Source organism: Exilibacterium tricleocarpae (genome assembly GCF_007004655.1).
GTDB classification, from domain to species: domain Bacteria; phylum Pseudomonadota; class Gammaproteobacteria; order Pseudomonadales; family Cellvibrionaceae; genus Exilibacterium; species Exilibacterium tricleocarpae.
The window spans coordinates 20,676-39,939 of record NZ_ML660088.1; the positions used below are offsets into that span (position 1 = coordinate 20,676).

Here is a 19,264-nt window from a genome sequence, read left to right on the forward strand (position 1 = left end):
CTAACGCACCGGGCTTTCAAAACCCGCCGGCTTGACCGTGATCACAGAAGTGTCGATCGATTGCAAAACGGTTTCCGCCGTGTTGCCGATAAACAGGCCCGGAATACCGCTGCGGCCGACGGTGCCCATCACCACAGTACCAATCTCGTGATCGCGGACAAACGTCGGAATGCAGGTATCGGGGTTACCTTTGACAAGATGCTTTACGAACGGCACATCGTTATAGCGTGCACAAAGCTGCCGTTGGCACCGCTGCTGCGCCGCCTGCTCAGCATCCAACAACGCCTCGATTTCGGCATCCGGCACATTCAAAAACGCACTGTGTCGCAACGCACTCTCACTGTACAACGTCCAGCACGACAACATATGCAGTTCGCCACCTTCCCAGCGCGACAAGGTTGTGGCCAGGTCCATAATCAGGGTGTTTAGAGCCTGTCCCTCGGCATCGGCCTCCAGAGCCAGGTCCACCGCCGCCAGGATTTTTCCACTGCCGGCGCCGAGCGCGGATTTCAGCAACCAAACCGGGCGCGGACACTTGCGCATCAAATGCAGATCACCGCCGGCGAAGATACCGGTACTGCGTTCCGCTGTTTTGATAACGAGATCGTGCCCGCCCTGCAACACCTGGCGGATAATTTCGATAAAATCGCGACCACTGGCGACTTTGGTGATTACCTCAATGCCGTCTCGCAGCAGCGGCGCGGCAATATGGTCGAGCGCTTTTTTGCGCTCCGACTGGACCAAATCCGTCAGTTCGTCGATATCGATAATACCCTTGTACTGCTTGAGCGTAGCCGGTGGTGCGCTGACGACATCCATCAGTGTCAGGCGGGCATCATTGCGCCGGGCCAGGGCGGCACCGCGGGCGATGGCGACATTTTCGCCGGTATCGGTGTCGGCACCGGCGATAACCAGAATATTCTTGAAACGTCGCATAGTGGTTTCTCCCGTCTCGTCGATAACACCCGCCTATGGCGGCACTACCTGTTTGCATACAACCCATGGCCGCTGGTAGCCAAGCAATCTCCGCGCGCCAATAGTGGTCGCTTCTGGCAATAAACGCCTATGAAAAAGTCACCGCCAACAACGCAAACAATACGACGATGAACACCAGCCCGGGGTTGCTCCAATAAACCTGCAATGGCAGGGACGGTCCGTCGCTGCGATCGGCGCCGGCAGTCGCCAGGCGAGCAAACTGCTGCTGTAATTGCCGGTAACCCCCCAGGGCCGGCGCCGGTCGGGCCGGACGTCGCCACCAGCGGCGCCAGTACAACAGCGCCGCCTCCACCGGCACAATAATATCGCCGGCCGGCAAAGGCGCGGTTTTCTGCAGCAACGCGCGGCAAACCAGGTACACCGCCACACCGACCGCCGCCGGCCAAACCGCCGTCCACAGCGTCGACGGCACCGTCAACGCCGGTAGAAACACCTGTGCTTCGGGCAACAGAAACGCCGCGCCGGCCAACGGCAACAACAGCATCATAAAAGGTAACAGCAAAAAGCCACCCACTGCGCCCGGCGCTTTTTGCTCAGCCACGCCCTGGCGCAAAAGATCCATAAAACGAATCATTAACAATGCCGTCCCTATGGCGGTTACCGGCAACACCGCGGTCAATACGGCGAGGTCGGCCACTGCTGTTTTGAGCGCGACCTTGGCCAGGGCGCCGCTGGTAAACGGCAGCCCCGCCAGGGCCAGCGCCGGCAGTGCTACAGCCACCCACAGCCAGCGCCGCTGCGGTGCCGCCAGCTGCGCGGTGAGGCCGACACTGAAGAACAGCGCACCTTTGGCCAGGCCGTGGTGCAGGGCATAGACCAGCAGTGCCGGCACCAGCAGCGGCCACAGCTCCGGGCGCAGCAAACCGGCACCAAAGCCTGCGGCAATAATGCCCATTTGACTGATGGTGGAGTAGGCCAGCAGGGTTTTCGGGTTGCGCTGCACCACACCGGCCAGCACCGCCAGCACCGCGCCGCCCAACCCCAACCAAAGCAGCACTGTACCCCAATCGATCGCAGTCGCGGCAGCGGCATCGCCGTCGGACATAAAGCGCAGCCAGCCGAGCAGCCCGGCCTTGACCATCACACCGCTCAGCACGGCGCTGGCCGGTATCGGCGCCACCGGGTGCGCCCGCGGCAGCCATACATGCATGGACAAGAGCCCGGCCTTGATGCCAAACCCGGCGATCAACAGGCCGAAGATCCAATCGTTGTGGGGCGCGGCGGCAAGCGCGCGAATCTCCGAGCTGCCGGCGCTGTATGCCAGCCAGGTAAAGCCCGCGAACAACAGCACCTCACCGATAATGACCCACTGCATATAGGTCTTGCCGGCGCGCAGGGCCTCGCGAGTGCCGGTGTGCACCACCAGCCCATAAGCGGCCAGGCTCATCAGGGTAAAAAAAGTAATGAAACCGAACGCATCGAGCGACAGAATCAAACCGAAATTGCCGCCCATAGCAAGCAGAAAAAAGAGGAAGAAGCGTTCTTTCTGCGGATCGTCACGCAGGTATTCGCGCGCATAAAGCGCGGCGGTCAGCCACAGCACCGCAGCCAGCAACAGAAACACCCGGCCCACGGAATCCAGCTCGACAATACTGCCGAAAAACAACCAGGGCAGCAGATTCTGGCCCTCGCTGGACCAGACTGCAGCGGCCAGCGCCGGCAGCGCTGTCCAGGGGGCCCAGTACCAACACCGGCGGCGCAGGCGGGGGAACGCCAGGGCGGCAGCCAACAGCAGCGGCGCCAGTATCGCCGCCCACAACAACGGTACCTGCAACAGACCCGGCGTTACCGCCGGCAGCGCCCCGAGCCCGTACTCGCGCGCGGCGATCAATGTCGTCCAGGTCAGGGGGCTGGCGAATCCACCGGCAAACACGCCTACCCCCAGCGCCACCAGCATGGTAATCAACGGCGGTAATAGCAGCATCCAGTGGGTTTCCCAGGCGCCGAAGCGGCGCTCAGCGGGCCAGGTGCCACGCTGGGGTTTGAACCAGGCGCGAAACAGCAGCGGTAGAAAATAGGCGGCGTTCAGCAGACTGCTGGCCGCCAGCACCAGTATCACCCAGAACGCATCGGCCTCCATCGCGCCGACACCCAGATACCACTTGGACACAAATCCGGCCACCGGCGGCATGCCGATCATACCCAGTGCCGCCAGGGTAAACGCCACCATGGTCCAGGGCATGCGCCGCCCGACCCCGTCCATTTCGCTGACTTTGTGGATGCCGAGCGTCTCGGCCAGGTTACCGGCGCCGAAGAACAGGGTAATTTTCATCAACCCCTGGTGCACCAGGTGCACGATACCGCCGATGGTCGCCACCGGCCCGGCGATAGCCGTGCCGAGCGCGATATAGGACACCTGGCTCACCGTCGAATAAGCCAGCCGTTTTTTCAGGTCGTCCTGAAACAGCGCGCGCAGCGAACCGTAGACGATGGTGACCGCGGCGATCGCCGCCAGCACTGGTGTCACATTCAACTCGCGCGCAAAATCGATGCCGTACACATCGTAGACCACGCGCACAATGCCGAAGGCACCGGCTTTCACCACCGCCACCGCATGCAGCAGCGCACTGACCGGCGCCGGCGCCGCCATCGCCACCGGCAACCAACCGTGCAGCGGCACCAGCGCCGCCTTGACCCCCAGGCCCGCGATCAGCAGCGCGAAAATGATCTGCAACTGACCGCGCTCGAGGTGGGGCAGGTCCGCCAGCATACCGTTGGCGGTAAAATCCAGCGCCCCGGCCAGCGACTTCAACCACACGACGCCACCCAACAACAAGGCGCCGCCGATCATCGTATAAAGAAGGTAGATACGACCGGCGCGCAGCGACTTGGCGGTGCCGCGATGCACCACCAGCGGATAGGTGGTCAGGGTCAGGAGTTCATAAAAGATTAGAAACGTAATTAAATTACCGGCCAGTGCAATCCCGAGCGTGGCGCTGACACAAAAGCTGAAGAAGCCGAAAAAACGACTGCGGTTGGGAGAATCCTCGAGATAACCGATGGCGTAAACGGTGGTCACCAGCCACAGCAAACCGGACAGGCTGACAAACAGTAACGACAGTGCATCGGCGTGCAGAACGATATCCATATCCGGCAGCAGCGGCAGGCGGGTCTCGACCAGATCGCCCTGATACACACCCGACACCATGATACCGATCAACACCAGCGTCGTCAGTGCGCCACAGATATTCAATGTGGTACGCAGCGTGCGGCGACTCTCGTCGAGACAAAAAATTATCAGGCCGGGCACCAGCGCGCTCAGCACAATCAACAACGGCAGCAGACTGTTCCAGTTCATAGCGCCTCCCCGTCGGCGGCCAATTGCAGCGGCGGCACGCCGATATCCAGCACCTCCAGCACCCAGAGCGCGTTAAAGCCGAGCAGCACCGTGATGATCGCCAGCGCAAACGCGCCGAGCGGCAGCAGCCGCGGCAACACCGGCTGCGCCTCGGCGGCCGGCGGCTGCTCGGCACTGTCGGTGAAGGCGAGATTCAATACCCGGAAGACATAGACCGCCGCCAGCAACCCCCCGGCAATCACCGTGATCAGCCACCACCACTGGCCCGCATCGATGGCGGCATTCAGCAGCAGCCACTTGGCGACAAAACCGCCGCTTGGCGGCAAGCCGATCAGACTGGCCCCGGCGATGGCAAAGGCAAACAGGCTCAGCGGCTGGCGCCGCGCAATACCGTGCAAACGGCTGATATCGTCGTGGCCGGCGGCCCGCTGGATATTGCCGGCGGCCAGAAACATGGCGGCCTTGGCGCAGGCGTGAGCGATGATAAAGTAGGCCACCGCATCGACCACCGCGCCGCCGAGACCGGCAGTGTCAGACGGCCGCCCGAACAGTGGGAACAGCAAAAACAGATAGCCCAGTTGCGCCACCGTCGAGTAGGCGACAATCAGTTTTAGTCGCTGGGCGCGAATCGCCTGTATCGACCCCACCAGCACCGCCGCTGCGCCCAAGACGCCCAATACCTGTAATCCCTGGGCAGTGGTGGCGGCCGACAGCGTTTCCAGCCAGAAGCGGGCCAGCAGATAAAACGACGCCTTCACCACCAGCGCCGACAGCGCGGCGCTGACCGGCGCCGGCGCGTTGGCATGGGCCGGCGGTAACCAGAAATGCAAGGGCAGGAGCGCGGTTTTCAATAACAGGCCGACGGTGATCAACCCTAACGCCGCCCAGCTCAGGGGCGCAGCGTGCACCAATTGTCCCAACTGTGCCAGATCGAGGGTGCCGTAAGCCCGATAGAGCAGCGCCACTCCGAGCAGGTAACACAGCGAACCCAAGAGCCCCACCAGGAGATAGCGCAAGGCTGCCTGCAGCGCCGGCCGGCCGCCCTGCAGAGCGACCAGGGCCACGGCCGCGAGGCCGAGTATCTCTAGTGTCACATAAATATTAAACGCATCCGCCGCCAGAAAAACCGCATTCAGGGCTACCATCAGCAGCCACCACAACGGCCAAAAGCGCGCCGCCTGGTCCGGCTCGGTAAAGTAGCTGCAGCTATAGAGGCTGAGTACGAATCCCAGCGCGGCGGTGATGGCAATCATCAGCCCGGCAAAACCGTCTATATAGAGATCGATACCCAGGGGGGCGCCCCAACCGCCGAGCGTATAGCGCTGCCCCAGTCCGCTGTCGCCGGCCGCCAGCAGCCACAACACAAGGACCGCCAGCGCCAACTGCGCCGCCGCGCCCACCGCATTGAGCCAGCGACCGGCAACCCAGCGCTGCCCGGCGAAACTGGCCGCCGCCGCCAGCAGCGGCAGGCCGACCAGCCAGGGCAGCAGGGCTGGAAGAGACAGTCCGCTCATCGGCCGGCGTCCTGTTCGGTGTCGTCCGACAGGGCGTAGATGCGACACACCAGCGACAGTGCCAACGCGGTGCCGGCGACCGCCACCACAATCCCTGTGAGAACCATGGCGTGAGGCACCGGATCGATAGCCGGCGCGCGGCTTTGGGCGGTGGCGATCAGCACCATGAAAACACCGGTGCCCATCACATTGACGGCCAGAATTTTCTGCAGAATATGCGGCGGTATCAGCAGTCCGTAGAGACCGATACCAAACAGGGCGATACCGCAAATACTGTAAAACAGATCCTGAGTCACGATGCGGGCTCCTTGGTCCCGGCAAGCGGGCCGGACGGCACCGGCTCGGCCAGGTTGCCGTACAGCAACAACAGGGTGGCAGCGATGGACACGGTGGCCGCGGCTTCAATTACCAGTATCAGAACCCCGGCAGCGGCAACGGGATATTGCAGAAAGGCGCCAGTTATCGCTCCCACTGCCGCCGCCACTGCGGTAAACACCACCAGCCCCACCACCAGCAGCGGCCGGGCCGGCAGTGCCGCCAGTGAAAATCCGCCGGCCAGCGACAGCAGCACGCCGGCACCGGCGAGCAGAGCGCCGGCCTGAAACGCGCCACCCGGCGCATAGGCGCCCACCCACAATAAATAACCGCCGGTCAATACCACCAGCGGCACCAGTAATTTGACCAGTGCCGCCAGCACCGGCTCGACGGCAACGGCCTCGGTGCGCTGTGGTGCGACAGCACGACGTAGCGGCAGGGTGGCCACCGCCACCACAAACAAGACGGCAATTTCCAACAGCGTGTCATAGCTGCGAAAGTTCAGCAGCACCGCCGTCACCGGATTTTCGACGCCGCTGTGCGGCAGGGCCGCGGCGACGGCGGCTTGCAGGCCGGGAGCAGCGGGGCCCGAAACCACCACCGCCGCTATCAACGCGAGTGTCAGGCCAACGATGGCCAGCGCGCAAACGATGCGCAGTCCCGCAGGTGGTGCAGCGTTACTGTTCAGTTCACGAAACATGGTTGTCCCCCGCCTTGCGGCGCGTGTTGCCCGGCACCGTCCGCAGGCGCCGCCAGGCGGCCAGCAGCAAGGCACCGGTCAGTCCGGCGCCGATGGCCGCCTCGGCGATCGCGACATCCACGGCACCGAGTCGCGCCCAGGTAATCGTGACCAGCAAACCCAAACTGATAAACAGCACAATGGCTTTGAATAAATTGGTCGTCGACAGGCTGAGCCAGGCGAGCACCAGCACGCCCGCCCCCAGGGTAAAGTCGATAGTCATGTCAATCGGCACGCTCTTCTCTCCCGTTTTCAACACGGCGCTGTGCGTTATAGGCATGGCGCGCTACCAGATGACAGCAGGCAGCACCGGCCGCCATTACCAGCAGCCAGATCAGCAGCAACAGCACTATCTGGAAAGCATTGGCCATCTGCGGCGCCAACCCCAGCAAAAGCAGACCTAAGCCGAGATTGTCGGCCTTGGTCAGGGCATGCAGCCGGCTGTAGACATCCGGAAAGCGCAACAGGCCCACCGAGCCGGCCAGGTAGAAAAACAACCCGCCACCGGTAAGCAGCACAGTGGCAATATCGACGGGGCTCATGGGGCTTGCTCCGACGGAGAAGCTTGCCCGGAAAAAGGGGTCCGCTCAGCAGAAGGAGCCTGGTTCGACAGCGGCGCCGACTCCGACAACGCGGCTTTGTCCACCCCTGACGCCTGGTCCGGCGCCGCCTCCTTCTTCAATAATTTAGCTCGCTCCGGCAGGGGGACATCCTCCGACAGTCGAATAAACGCGATCAAGGCCAACGGCGCCAGCAGCGCCAACACCAGGGCGACATGCAGCAGCGCCGACTGGTCCTGCGCCACCGCCAACAACACCAGAATACCGACCCCGGTGGTACCGAAAAGTTGTGCAGCCAGCATACGATCGGCCGCCGAAGGACCGCGCAAAACCCGCACCAGCCCCGCCAGCAAAACCAGCAGCAGTGCGACGGCGACGGCTGTCAGATAGTAATTCACAGTGTCCCTCCCTGCGCCTGTGCGTCACCGCTCGCAACGTCTATACCGAACAGCAGCGCCACCCGTCGCTCGCATTCGCGCAACTCCTGCGTGTCCAGGTTTTCCTTGTTGAGCAGGTGCACCACCCCGCCGTCAGCGTCAAATTCGACACTCAGGGAACCGGGCAGCAGACTGATGATATTCATAAAAAACAGCCGCGCGCCGGTATCCGGCAACCACTGTAAGCGATACTCGATAAAGCCCGGCGACACCGGTAAATCGGGCCGCAGGGCGCGCCTGGCGACATCGAGGCCGCCGCGCAGCGACTGGTACAGAAAGTAAGGAATGAACCGCAGCAGCCCGATTGCGCTGATGCCCGCCGCCGATGTGGCGGTGGTCGCCGGTGCCAGGCGGGTGGCAAGCAGCAGGCTCAACCACGATGCCCCCAACACCGCAACCGCACCGACCGTCCAGGATGCCGCCACCCCTTCGGCGAGCAACCACCAGAGCGCGGCAAAAATCGCCAGCCGCGGCAGCCAGGCGCGCACCGAGAGGATGTTTATTCCCGCTTTCACGGCATCGCTTCCGCGCGTTGGGCACCGCCGAGATCGGCGGGGCCAGAGCGCTGGCGCCAGTGTTTTTCCAGTCCGATAATCAGTGAAATCATCAGGCCGCAGGCGAGGATGCGCAACCAGGCATCGATGCCGATAGGCGCGGTGTCAAACCACTGGTTCATAACCGGCAGGTAAGTGAACAACAGTTGCAGAATCGCCATCACGGCAATGCCAAACCAGATCCAGGGATTGGAAAAGAACCCGACCTTGAACACCGACTGCGTCAGGGAGCGACAGTTAAACAAATAGAAGGCCTCACCGACGACAAACATGGCCACCGCCACAGTGCGTGCCTCGGTCTCGGTGGCACCCCACAGGAGTTCCAGTTCAAACAGACCAAACGCCGACACGGACAACAACGAAGAGACCAGCAATATACGCCAAAGCAGGGTACTGTCAAGAATCGATGTGTTGGGTTGATGGGGCGGACGCTCCATGATGTTGGCCTCCGCCGGCTCGAACGCCAGCATCAGCCCCAGGCAAATGGCGGTGGTCATATTCACCCAGAGAATATGCACCGGCAGCAGCGGCAGCGAGATGCCGAGCAACACCGCCACCAGAATCACCAGCGCCTCGCCGCCGTTGGTGGGCAGGGTCCAGACAATGAACTTTTTCAAGTTGTCAAAGACGCTGCGCCCCTCCTCCACCGCTGCGCGGATAGTGGCAAAGTTATCGTCGGTGAGCATCATGTCGGCGGCCTCGCGGGCGACTTCGGTGCCGTTTAAGGCCATGGCCACACCGATATCGGCACGCCGCAGGGCCGGCGCGTCGTTGACCCCGTCGCCGGTCATGGCGACGACCTGGTCGCCGGCCTGCAGCGCTTTTACCAACTGCAGTTTATGGTCGGGGCTTACCCGGGCAAAAACCGGTACCTCCCCGGCCAGGTCCTCCAACTGACCGGCATCGACATCGGTCAGCTCCCGCCCGGTCACCACCGGCCGTTTCTCGTCCGCCGCCACAATCCCCAGTTGCCGCGCGATACTGACGGCGGTCAGTGCGTGGTCGCCGGTAATCATCTTCACTGCGATACCGGCCCGGTGGCAGGCCGCCACGGCGCGGGCGGCCTCCGGGCGCGGCGGGTCGATCATCGCCTGCAGTCCCAGAAACTCCAGCGCCCCGGCCACATCTTCGTGCTCGAGGGTATCGCTGCCGGCAGCGGCACGCTTGCGCGCAAACGCCAGCACCCGCAGCCCCCGGGCCGCCATTTCCTCGGCCCGCCGCTGCACATCAGCGGCATCGATAGGCCCCGGTCGGCCGCCACTGTCCAGCACACTGTCGCACTTGGGCAGCACGCTTTCCAGGGAGCCTTTGATATAGATAACGCAGGTGTCAACCTCGCGGTCGCGACACAGCGTTGCCATATATTGGTATTCGGATTGAAAGGGAATCGTATCGATTTTCTCGAACCGCGCCTGCGCGGTGGCTGTGGTCAAGCCAGCTTTATGCGCCGATACCAGCAGCGCACCCTCGGTGGGATCGCCGGTTATCTGCCACTGGGCCGCCGTCGAAGTCGCGCCGGCATCCGCATCGGCCGGCGGCAACAGACTCGCCTCATTGCAAAGCAGGCCGGCCGTCAGCGTCTCCCGCAACGCCGCATCGGCACCGGCATCGACAACATCACCTGGGTCCCGATCAGCACCGGGGTGGTAAAATTCACCGTGCGGATCATAACCGTCGCCGCTGACATCAACGAGCTGTGCGCCTGACCACAGCTCGCGCACTGTCATTTCATTTTTGGTCAGGGTGCCGGTTTTATCCGAGCAGATCACCGTGGTGCTGCCGAGCGTTTCCACCGCCGGCAGATTGCGGATAATCGCCCGCCGCCGGGCCATCCGCGACACGCCGATCGCCAGCATGATGGTCACCGCCGCCGGCAGTCCCTCGGGAATGGCACCCACCGCCAGGGCCACCGCCGCCATAAATGTCTCCAGCAGGGAGCCACCGTGCAACCAACCGACCAACAGCGTCACGCCCGCCAGCGCCAGAATCGCATAGAGCAGCAGGTGGCTGAACTGCTTTATCCGTTTAGTCAGCGGCGTATCCAACGTCTGGGTAGTGGCAATCAACGCCGAGATTTTGCCGATTTCGGTGTCGTCCCCGATGCCGGTTACCAAACCCAGGCCGGTGCCGTAAGTGACCAGGGTCGAGGAATAGCCCATGTTGCGCCGGTCACCCAGTTCGCTGTCGGCGGGAAGCTCTGCGGTAGTTTTTTCCGCAGGCACCGACTCCCCGGTCAACGCCGACTCGTCGATCTGCAAATCCCGCGACTTGATCAGCCGCATATCAGCCGGCACTTTATCGCCGGGTTGCAACACCACCAGATCGCCGGGCACCAGCTGGTCGGCGGCAATACTCTGGCGCTGCCCGTCGCGAATAACCGTCGCAACGCTGTGTAAGCGCTTGGAAAGCGCATTGATTGCGCGCAGCGCCTTGGCCTCCTGCACGAAACCGATAATCGCGTTTAACAACACCACCATGGCGATCACGGCGGCATCGACCCATTCCTGCAGGGCCAACGTGACAGCCACCGCCGACAGCAAGATGTAAACCAGGGGTTGGTGAAACTGCAACAGGAAGCGCTTCACCGGCCCCATGCCCTTGTGTTCAGTCAACCTGTTAAGACCGTAGCGCTGTTGTCGTTGCGCCGCTGCGGCCGCCGACAGACCCTCGGTACTGTCGGCACTCAAGTGTTCGGTTACCTCCTCGACAGGTGTCGCGTGCCACCTCTGTTCAGAACGCATAGGTCTCTCCCATACTCGGCAGTTTATTCACAAACGCGGCGTCGTTACCCCCTTGGCAAGCGCCGGCAGACAAACAGTAGCCCAAGCCAATAGTTCATAAAAGTCGAATATTCGTGTTTTTTGATTCGATTTTTCCGATATTCGGAGTTGGCTGAGAAACTGCGAAATGCAAAAATACACAATAAAAAAGGGAATAATCTGTAATACAGTCAATGGGCGTGTTCGGTTTTACCGATGATTTAAAAAAAAATAAACGAGTTTTTCTCGATACGAAAGCCCCGTACCATCACCTTCTTACAAGGTTGACAGTATCACTCCTTACAAGGTTGATTTTGTATGTTGTATCACGTGGTACACAAGCTCACTCCACAGCAGCGACACGTAGTTCTGGTATTGGGTCTATGACATTGGAAATCCTAAGATGTAGGAGCCCTGATACTAGCGTCTTAGCATCCACTACCCAGGTCTTGGTAACTATTCGAGGAGCACAACCATGAATATCAAAGCGCGGGCCCAGGGCTTTAAACTGTCCCTGGCGATGCACGACCATATCAACTCCCGGTTATATCTGGCGCTAGGGCGATACTATGGCAAAATTCAACAGGCGGAGGTGACCTTGGTCAAGATCGAGGACGCCGAGGACGGCAAAGACCAGCAGTGTGAGATCAAGTTACAACTCGACCATTTGAAAGATGTGGTCGTCACCGAGAGGGGGGACGATCTGCGCCAGACGATCAATACCTGCGTGCACTGGGCCAAGCGGGCAGTGGAGCGCCATCATAACTATATGCGGCGTATGAATCTTAAGCGATACTATGGTTACAACTGAGATTACAACTAGGGTTAAAACTAGGGCTACAACCAGGGTTACAACCGGAGCGGCAGAGAGTTGGCCGCTACCTGAGCAAGCTCATTTGTTCAATAGACGCAATGCAACAATATTTTTACGGCTTTTTATACAGCCATAACCTCGCATAAAAGACATTCTCCTGACTCATCGTCCCAACACCACCCGATTCCCATGGTTTACCGGAGCAGCACTCAAACAGGATTCAGGAAGTGTTGAGCCAATACGCCTCGACACAACTCAGGAGCCGGTTAAACGGCTAAATCGAGGGCGGTCATCGATTTAGCTGTTTAACCGGACTGAGACTGGCAAAACTTCCAGGCTTTAGAAACTGAAACGTACTCCAACCGAAGCGGTGCGGTCTTTATTGGGACGGGCACCATAAGGCTGGCGACCGAGAATATCCTCTTCACCGGTGAGATTCTCGACCCGGGCAAACAGGTTTAACTGCTCGGTGAGCTGATAATTGCCGGACAGATCGACAGTCAGGGAGTCATCGGTCTCCTCGAAGGCTTCGCAAGAAGCACGCACACAGACCTCATCGACATAGTTGGCATTGAGATAGGCGGCCCAGCGTACCTGCTCGATACCCACCGTCAACTGGAACTGATTTTCGGGGATATAGGGAATCGGGTCACCTTCATTGACATCGCCGAAGAAATCGGTATCGGCAATATCGGTATCGAACTCCCCGTCGATATAGGTATAGGTAAACGTCAGTGGCACGGCAAAGGTATCTCCAGACATCAGGTTGGCCGACGCCAGCACTTCGATACCCTTCACCGTGGCCGCATCACCATTGAAAGCTTCCCCGATTTCGCAATCCGAACCCGAGGAGGACGTGCACTCGCCGAGCAGATTGTCGTAGTCGCTCAGAAATGCCACTACTTCTGTGCTGAGGTTTGCGGACTGGTAACGCACACCCAACTCATAGTTGATGGCTTCCTCCTCCTCCACGCCCGGCGAGTTGCTCGGTGCGGTAAAACCTTTGTGCACTCCACCCAACAACACCACCTCGTCGTTGACGTTGTAGAGCACACCCAGACCGGGCAGCCAGACACTGGTGTCGTTCTCGCGACTGTCGCGGAATGTGCGGGCAGCGCCGTCGTTGTAGCGGGTACGTTTTTGCTCGATATCTTCGTAGCGCAATCCCGGCGTGAACACCCAATCACCGAACTCGATCCGGTCATAAATATGTACCGCCAGGGCTTCCGCTTCCTGCACGCGGTTGCCGGCGTTGCCGAGTTCACCCAGATCATCCAACACCAGGGCACCGCCGCGCTGACTGTAGGTACTGTTGCGCTGCAGGCGATCCTCTTCGTCTTCATGCACGCGCACACCGACCTCGAGACTATGGGTCGCACCGCCCAGTTGACCCTCCCAATTCAAACCCAGTTGAATGCCCCGCGAATAATATTCACGGGCATTGGAGCGCAGTTGAATACTGCCGGCTACGGTGTCCTGGGTGCCGTCGAGAATCCCCTGCAACTGGGCGGGGGAAAATCCGTCGACGCTGTCACCGCTGTTGATGGCATTGATAATACTTGCCCAACTGGTGCGATCAAAATCGCCGGCATTGGCGCTGCCGTCCAAGTCGACGCCCTCGGTTTTAAACCAGTCGCGTTCGTGTTCGTTATTGTAGGCGGTCGCCGAGAGACTCAGGGCATCGCTGATTTGAAACTGGTAGCGCAAAATAACCTGCTCGTGCTCGGTTTCAATATTGTCGAGCGCCGACAGACCGTAGCGACGAAAGGCATCGTCATTAAAATCGGCGTCGGTCAGGCCCAGGTAGCTTTGATTGGAATCCTGGTCGGCGTATTGAAGTTTCAGCTTAACACTGTGGGGAGAGCCTTCCGGCGCATAGCTGAGCTTGACGGTGTAATCTTTGATATCCAGGCCGGTATCGCTGCCGCTGCGGTCGATATCCTGGAACCCGTCGGACTGCCATTGGTGGGTCTCCAGCAAAAAACCAAAACCGTTGTTCAGTTCGCCGCCGTAGGTGGCGTGCATGCGGTAGGTGGTATCTTCACCAGCTTCGAATAACAGGTCGCCGCCCAGGTCCTGCGGGATCGGGGTCGACACCATATTCAGTGCACCGCCGATGGTGTAGGGCCCCTGGGTTATGGCGGCGGGTCCTTTCACCACTTCGAACGCGTGCATGCGACCGACGGTGGGAAAGTAGTAAGCCGATGGCGCCGAGTAAGGCGCCGGCGCGATCAGGACATTATCCTCCAGCAGGGTGATGCGGCCGCTGCGCTCGGTGGCGACGCCGCGAATACTGATATTAGGGCGCAGGCCGTAGCCGTCTTCGACCTGGATGGAAACGCCCGGTACCTGGCGGGCGATACGCTGGATATCGGAGTAGGCAAACTGCTGTAGTTCTTCGGCGCCGATAAAGTGCGCCGAACCGGTGGCGTTGCGCACCTCGTCCTGGCTTCCGACAATGGTAATTTCCTCGTGAAACCTGGACTCCACTACCTGCCCCGCCTCTGTCGCTTCCGCCCCTGTGGCAGAGAAACTTGCGACAGAGTTACTCACCACGGCAGCTACCGCCGCAGCCAGTCTGACCTTTCTCATAGAATTATCCCCAACAAAACACTCTGCTGTGCGGCAGGCTGGCTATGCCCATCCACCGCGCTCAATCTTGAAATCCTAGCCAACTATTAAAACAAATGCAAATCATTATCATTATTTTAACGATTAACAAGCGCTTTTCGGTTTAATTGTCAGATACCGACAATGAATACACACGCCTAGATGATTATGTATAGAAGCAAGATTATAAAAGCAGGCAGCGGGAGGCGACTCGCGAGATACCCTGCACGTTACCGAACAGGCTGGTCAGATTGAATTGAGGGATAAGGCCCGACCGTCGTCTGTCAAAGACAACACCGATACTGACAGAAGGCCCACGTCGATGAATACCAGCATCAGTTTCCTCGCGATCATTCTGCTTTGCGCCGGCTGTACGGTACCGCCGGCAGCCACCTCGCCAACCCGGGATGACCCCCAGGTCCGCGAGCAACAGCGGGAAGTCTATCGGCGCAAGGCGCCCCAGAAGCTACCGCCGGCAGCAGCGGCCAAGCCTGTTACCGGCGAGGTGCCCGAGCCACTGCTGGAGCGCGTGCGCCGGGCGCTGGTACAGCAGCTCGGGCACGACCGCTTGCGCCTGCACCGCGCCGAAGCGGTCACCTGGCCCAGCGGCGCTATGGGTTGTGCCCTGCCGGGACAGGTTTACACCCAGGCTTCGGTAAACGGTTATCACGTGGTGTTCGAAGCGGACGGTAAATACTGGGACTATCGCCTCAATCAACGCGGTGGTTTTCGACACTGTGAAAACCCAGGGCCGACAAAGCGAGTGCTCCAGTATCCGACCCAATAAAAACGGGGCCCGAAGGCCCCGTTGAGATTCAGAGAAGATTAACGACGGTCAATCATCGTCCCTATCGTCATCGTCATCGTCATCATCATCGTCATCATCGTCATCGTCGTCCTCATCATCGTCCTTGGCCTTGGGCAGAGGCGCAGGTGGGTCGACATCCGGTGCCAGGAACAGCAGCGCCTCGGTCGCTTCAGTAGCACCGCCATGAGCACCGGCACCACGATCGCCGTTGGTCAACAGCATCACGCCACTTTGCGGTGAACTGCCGGGAAAGTCACCGAAATCAGTCACGCTCAAAGTCCCGGAAGCGCGGGCCGCCAGGTCGCCGCTGGGTATGCCGAGAAAACGCTCACCAAACGGCGCAATGGTAATATCGCTGATGGCATCGCCCGGACCGCCGTAGTAGAAGTCCTGCGTCACAACATCGATATCGACATTGGTAACCAGGGCATCGGCAGCACTCAAACCGAGATGTTCACCGCAAGCCAGCAGTACCGTGTTACCGGTGTTGGTCGCGTGTTCGGCAAAGAAGAAGGCATTGGCATCACCGGTGCTGAGATCGACCACCCAGGTCAACTGGCGACCGTCGGTAACATTGTCGAAAGTGACATCCCGATTCAGCAGCAGGTAGTCATCAGTGCCGTCCCGATCGATATCAAACGCTATCTGATGACTCACCGGCACTAAATGGGTTTGTCGATCCCAGGTATTGATAGCGAATGCCCACAGGAATTCCGAGGTGCAGAAGCCGCTGTCCACCGGCAGGGTGGAGACGCCGACAGCGCGCAAGTCCGGCATCGGCGACATCAGACCTCGCCCGCCACGGGGCATTTCATCGCTAAGACCGACAATGGCATAGGCATCGTTTTGCGCAATACCGGCACCCTTGTTGACCAGGCCAATGGAATCGGTGCCACCGGTCACCAGGGTGCGGCGATCGGGCACGACCCGGGCAGCCTGGCGCGGCAGGATGTGCCAGGGCAGAGCCACTTCTTCGCCACCCCTTTCCTTGAGCAGCAGATAACCGTCGAACTCGGAAGCGGTCAGGGCGGCGGGGTTGTTGCCGTCGCTGCCGGAGTTCATGGCGTTGCCGCTGAGCTTGCGGGGATCGACCCAGAACAGCATGGTGAAGCGTCTCGAGCTATGTCCGGAGACACTGATGCGACGCTTTTTCGGGTAGACACGCACCGCGCGCGAAGCTTCATCGTCGGCAAACCGGAAGGTCGGCGTCACCGTGATTTTCTTGCGCTTATCGGACAGGTTCTGCACCTTCACCGTACGGCGGATGATCATCGGCTTGTCGACATCGGCAAAGCCAAGGCTCAACGACGGCTGATTGTCATCAGGGGAGAAAGCCAGGAAGGTGGCCGCTGCCGACGCATCAGCTCGCACTTCACCCCCGCCGATGCGGGTGATTTCAGTCAGTTCACCGGTGGTATCGCTGATGATATCGCGGAAACCGTTATTCATCAGCAACGCCTTCAGCTCCAGTGGCGAACAACCGCTTCTACTATCGTCGTCATCGTCGTCGTCATCATCGTCATCGTAACCCCGGGAGCGACATGCTTGTTGCAGCAGTGCCGCAGCGCCAGCCACCATGGGACTGGCACCGGAAGTACCACCGAACGGTGTGCGCACGGTACCGGTGGCGACCTCGGCAGAAATAGAGGCGCCGGGTGCACCGATCCCCGGCTTGATGGCATTAAACGACATATCCGGTCCGCGCGCGGTGCTGCTCACTGTGATTCCCACCAAAGGCGAACTGAACTCCGGCCCGAACTGCACCACGGCATCGCCGGCGCGCAGGATATCGCCATCGGCCTGGCTGATATTGAAACCGGGGATATTGATGGCCGGTCCGCCACCGAACCCACCGGGAAAGGGCGCTTCAGGCGTAATCAGCATCACAATACCCGCAACGCCGCCGGCAATTTCAATATTGCGAATCTTGTCACTGAAGTTACAGGCGCCGCGGTCCACCGCCACGATCAACCCGCTGAGATCACCTGCGAACGGGGCGCAGCCATTGAGGTTGCTGCCATCGAGATCACCGTATTGTACGGTGGAGGAAATCAGGCTGACCGGGTCCGGCGTCCAGGGATACTTCACCGCGTCGTAAAGCCCCGCAGCCGCTTCCGGTTCCACCACATTCATTGCAAACGCCTTGGCTGAGGGCACCTGAGTCTGGGCCACAGCCAGTGCGGTAGGTGCCGATGAAGGCGTACCTGTGCAGTAAGGCAGATCACCGCAGTTGCCGGCTGAAGACACCGTCAGCACACCGAGCGCCGAAGCATTGTCCACGGCCGTGGAAAGGTCGTCGTCAAACGGCTGGCCGTAGTTCGCACCCAGCGACATATTGATGATATCCACCCGGTCGTCGGTATCGCCATCGCCGTTGGGGTCCACCGAAAACTCCATTCCCAGGATCAGCGAGATGCCGTTACAGGCAGAGGCCAGCGATGCGCAGACCTTGACCGCATAGATATCGGCACCCGGCGCGACGCCATTGACACCGGCGATAATATCCGCCACATGGGTGCCGTGGCCGGCAAAAGCACCTGGCACCAGCGCCAGGTCATCGATGGGATCGGGATCGGGCTTGGGCGGATCGTCGTTGCCGTTGGGGCCCAGCGGCCACTCGTTGCCCAGGAAGTCGAAACCGCCAACGACCTTGGCCGTCGGAAACGTGCCCGGCTCGATAATGGTGCCGTCGTTATTGGCGTAGTCGGCGGGGTCGCCTGAGCCGCCCAGGTCGGCATGGGTGTAATCGACGCCGCTATCGAGCACCGCCACACTGATACCGCTGCCGTCGAGACCGGCTGCCTGCACGGCCGCCGCGCCAATATAGGGCACTGTCTCAGACAGGTCCATCTTATAGTCACCCACCGGTCCGACCCGTTCCACAAAGGGATCGGAGGCAATCTCTGCCAGGGCCGCAGCCGGCACGTCCAGAAACACGGCATTCAGAACATGCTGGACGCGCCCGAGTACGCGAATGGAGGGTTCGCTGGCCATACAACGACCGACGAAAGCATCCTGTTCGGCTTCAATGGCATACTTGTGATCGCGACGGGTCGCGGCGAAGCTTGCCGGCAGAGCCGAGGTCGCTGAACTTTTCAGCCGCACAATGACGCGCTGTCTGCCGGTGGCGCCAATCAACGCAGCGTCGAGTGCCGCCGGCACAGCATTGCGCGCCGGCAGCGCCTGGGCCGGTTGTACGCCCTGGCTGCTGAGCGGGGCGTCCAGTTTTAAGTTTCTGAGTTCGGGACGCGTGTCGTCGAGACCACTGCGCCCCGCCATCCGGTCTGCGCCGGGTGCGGCCGACGCCAACCCCAGCAATGCTACCACCCACAGCAGCCGAAACCGCTGTCTGTACAAGCCATTCATAACTTTCATAGGAATGAACTCCGTGCTTTATTTTATTGGACGGGCAGGCGCGACGAAGCGCAGGGTGTCTTGCAACGGTGCAAAAACAATTGGAGAGCGCTTGCGAGTGACAACAGGCGCCACCGGGCTCAAGCCCCGGCGCCACTCGCAGAGCAAATCACATTGCGTGAAACATTTGTTTTTATAGTCGATGCGGGAAGGCGCGTCATAGCCTCGCTTCCTGCTTATTATTAACTTGTCATTCATCATCCACTTGCTGCTTATAAATGGATAAAGCTGGTCTTGACAGCCGTTACGGCAACACACCAACAGGCAACTGAGCCACAGTATTTTTCGTCACACCCATTTTTTTATGCGCTAATGAAAACACGCATATGCTTGGTTCGAATAGATAGACGTATGGCAGGGGTAACACCTCAAGGCGCTGTTCGTTAAGATCGCGCACCGGCGGCATACACTTCATTCCTACCATAGCGAGGGCATCTATGAATCGC

Annotated in this window: 14 protein-coding genes; 2 read left to right on the forward strand and 12 right to left on the reverse strand. The window is 60.2% G+C overall.

Annotated elements, in window-relative coordinates; all coding sequences use genetic code 11:
* The 10 genes from FKG94_RS02695 to FKG94_RS02740 all read right to left on the reverse strand — a co-directional run bounded on the left by FKG94_RS02695 (window position 1) and on the right by FKG94_RS02740 (window position 11,154).
* Window positions 1-936 (reverse strand): universal stress protein, encoded by a 936-nt coding sequence (locus tag FKG94_RS02695; protein WP_142902663.1) that lies wholly within the window; start codon window positions 934-936, stop codon window positions 1-3.
* A gap of 127 nt (window positions 937-1,063) precedes the next feature.
* The gene (locus FKG94_RS02700; RefSeq protein ID WP_142902664.1) at window positions 1,064-4,294 is read right to left on the reverse strand and encodes a complex I subunit 5 family protein; all 3,231 of its coding nucleotides are present in this window, start codon (window positions 4,292-4,294) and stop codon (window positions 1,064-1,066) included.
* The gene (locus FKG94_RS02705; RefSeq protein ID WP_142902665.1) at window positions 4,291-5,808 is read right to left on the reverse strand and encodes a complex I subunit 5 family protein; all 1,518 of its coding nucleotides are present in this window, start codon (window positions 5,806-5,808) and stop codon (window positions 4,291-4,293) included. Before FKG94_RS02705 ends, FKG94_RS02700 begins: the two co-directional genes overlap by 4 nt.
* Window positions 5,805-6,104, reverse strand: coding sequence for a sodium:proton antiporter (locus FKG94_RS02710; RefSeq protein ID WP_142902666.1), 300 nt, complete (start codon window positions 6,102-6,104; stop codon window positions 5,805-5,807). Before FKG94_RS02710 ends, FKG94_RS02705 begins: the two co-directional genes overlap by 4 nt.
* Window positions 6,101-6,823, reverse strand: a complete 723-nt coding sequence (locus FKG94_RS02715) for a Na(+)/H(+) antiporter subunit B (RefSeq protein WP_142902667.1) — start codon at window positions 6,821-6,823, stop codon at window positions 6,101-6,103. Before FKG94_RS02715 ends, FKG94_RS02710 begins: the two co-directional genes overlap by 4 nt.
* Window positions 6,813-7,097, reverse strand: coding sequence for a Na(+)/H(+) antiporter subunit B (locus FKG94_RS02720; RefSeq protein ID WP_218943416.1), 285 nt, complete (start codon window positions 7,095-7,097; stop codon window positions 6,813-6,815). The genes FKG94_RS02715 and FKG94_RS02720 overlap by 11 nt, the downstream gene beginning before the upstream one ends.
* Window positions 7,087-7,404 carry a monovalent cation/H(+) antiporter subunit G gene (mnhG, locus tag FKG94_RS02725; protein WP_142902668.1) on the reverse strand — a complete coding sequence of 106 codons (318 nt, stop codon included), beginning with the start codon at window positions 7,402-7,404 and terminating at the stop codon, window positions 7,087-7,089. The genes FKG94_RS02720 and mnhG overlap by 11 nt, the downstream gene beginning before the upstream one ends.
* On the reverse strand, window positions 7,401-7,820 hold the full coding sequence (locus FKG94_RS02730; protein WP_218943417.1) for an MrpF/PhaF family protein: 420 nt from the start codon (window positions 7,818-7,820) through the stop codon (window positions 7,401-7,403). The genes mnhG and FKG94_RS02730 overlap by 4 nt, the downstream gene beginning before the upstream one ends.
* Window positions 7,817-8,374 (reverse strand): Na+/H+ antiporter subunit E, encoded by a 558-nt coding sequence (locus FKG94_RS02735; RefSeq protein WP_179957462.1) that lies wholly within the window; start codon window positions 8,372-8,374, stop codon window positions 7,817-7,819. Before FKG94_RS02735 ends, FKG94_RS02730 begins: the two co-directional genes overlap by 4 nt.
* Entirely contained in the window at window positions 8,371-11,154 is a 2,784-nt protein-coding gene (locus tag FKG94_RS02740; RefSeq protein WP_142902670.1) for an HAD-IC family P-type ATPase, read from the reverse strand. Before FKG94_RS02740 ends, FKG94_RS02735 begins: the two co-directional genes overlap by 4 nt.
* 493 nt (window positions 11,155-11,647) lie before the next feature.
* Here FKG94_RS02740 and FKG94_RS02745 point away from each other — a divergent pair, with 493 nt between their 5' ends.
* Window positions 11,648-11,983: an HPF/RaiA family ribosome-associated protein gene (locus tag FKG94_RS02745; protein ID WP_142902671.1), complete on the forward strand. Its 336-nt coding sequence runs from the start codon at window positions 11,648-11,650 to the stop codon at window positions 11,981-11,983.
* Window positions 11,984-12,325: 342 nt separating this feature from the next.
* On the opposite strand, the gene FKG94_RS02750 is transcribed toward FKG94_RS02745, so the two are convergent.
* Entirely contained in the window at window positions 12,326-14,578 is a 2,253-nt protein-coding gene (locus FKG94_RS02750) for a TonB-dependent receptor family protein (protein WP_142902672.1), read from the reverse strand.
* Between the two features lie 340 nt (window positions 14,579-14,918).
* Between FKG94_RS02750 and FKG94_RS02755 the strand changes: the two genes are divergently transcribed.
* Window positions 14,919-15,383: a hypothetical protein gene (locus FKG94_RS02755; protein WP_142902673.1), complete on the forward strand. Its 465-nt coding sequence runs from the start codon at window positions 14,919-14,921 to the stop codon at window positions 15,381-15,383.
* A gap of 48 nt (window positions 15,384-15,431) precedes the next feature.
* On the opposite strand, the gene FKG94_RS02760 is transcribed toward FKG94_RS02755, so the two are convergent.
* Window positions 15,432-18,779, reverse strand: coding sequence for a S8 family serine peptidase (locus FKG94_RS02760; protein ID WP_142902674.1), 3,348 nt, complete (start codon window positions 18,777-18,779; stop codon window positions 15,432-15,434).
* Window positions 18,780-19,264: the final 485 nt, after the last annotated feature.

What these genes read in the sequence shown, in the direction of transcription:
- FKG94_RS02755 (WP_142902673.1), top strand. Translation starts at nt 14,919, where the DNA reads ATGAATACCAGCATCAGTTTCCTCGCGATCATTCTGCTTTGCGCCGGC.
- FKG94_RS02715 (WP_142902667.1), bottom strand. Translation starts at nt 6,823, where the DNA reads ATGTTTCGTGAACTGAACAGTAACGCTGCACCACCTGCGGGACTGCGC.
- FKG94_RS02740 (WP_142902670.1), bottom strand. Translation starts at nt 11,154, where the DNA reads ATGCGTTCTGAACAGAGGTGGCACGCGACACCTGTCGAGGAGGTAACC.
- mnhG (WP_142902668.1), bottom strand. Translation starts at nt 7,404, where the DNA reads ATGAGCCCCGTCGATATTGCCACTGTGCTGCTTACCGGTGGCGGGTTG.
- FKG94_RS02760 (WP_142902674.1), bottom strand. Translation starts at nt 18,779, where the DNA reads ATGAAAGTTATGAATGGCTTGTACAGACAGCGGTTTCGGCTGCTGTGG.
- FKG94_RS02700 (WP_142902664.1), bottom strand. Translation starts at nt 4,294, where the DNA reads ATGAACTGGAACAGTCTGCTGCCGTTGTTGATTGTGCTGAGCGCGCTG.
- FKG94_RS02705 (WP_142902665.1), bottom strand. Translation starts at nt 5,808, where the DNA reads ATGAGCGGACTGTCTCTTCCAGCCCTGCTGCCCTGGCTGGTCGGCCTG.
- FKG94_RS02695 (WP_142902663.1), bottom strand. Translation starts at nt 936, where the DNA reads ATGCGACGTTTCAAGAATATTCTGGTTATCGCCGGTGCCGACACCGAT.
- FKG94_RS02745 (WP_142902671.1), top strand. Translation starts at nt 11,648, where the DNA reads ATGAATATCAAAGCGCGGGCCCAGGGCTTTAAACTGTCCCTGGCGATG.
- FKG94_RS02750 (WP_142902672.1), bottom strand. Translation starts at nt 14,578, where the DNA reads ATGAGAAAGGTCAGACTGGCTGCGGCGGTAGCTGCCGTGGTGAGTAAC.